This window comes from Litchfieldella anticariensis FP35 = DSM 16096 (assembly GCF_000409775.1).
Taxonomy (GTDB): Bacteria; Pseudomonadota; Gammaproteobacteria; order Pseudomonadales; family Halomonadaceae; genus Litchfieldella; species Litchfieldella anticariensis.
In genome coordinates this window covers 963,393-963,675 of record NZ_KE332377.1, presented here as the reverse complement: position 1 = coordinate 963,675, position 283 = coordinate 963,393, and the positions used below count along the sequence as shown (strand labels likewise).

The window sequence follows — 283 nt, the reverse complement described above, 5'->3', positions numbered from 1 at the left end:
CCCAGTGGTTGCCAAGCGTGATCGCGCTATCGACGCTGGGCGCGGCAGCCGGTGGTGTCATTACGGCGATGCTGTGCGGCTGGGATGCCATGACCAGCCTGCGCAACGGCAACCTGGGCGCCGGCATCGCGCTGGGCGTGGCGGCGGTGAGCGGGCTGGTGGTGACGGCGGCGTCGGTGATGGTGGGCATGGGGCCGGTGGGCTGGATCGCCATTGGCGTGATGCTGGCAGCGGCGGCAGTGGGGGCCTGGCTGGCCGACAGCGAACTCGAGGAGTGGCTGGG

The 283-nt window shown here is 71.4% G+C and carries 1 protein-coding gene; it reads left to right on the top strand.

The annotated features are described in order from the left end of the window. Positions 1-283 (top strand): hypothetical protein (locus tag L861_RS24770; RefSeq protein ID WP_201766402.1); only part of this gene is annotated, 283 nt, incomplete at both ends.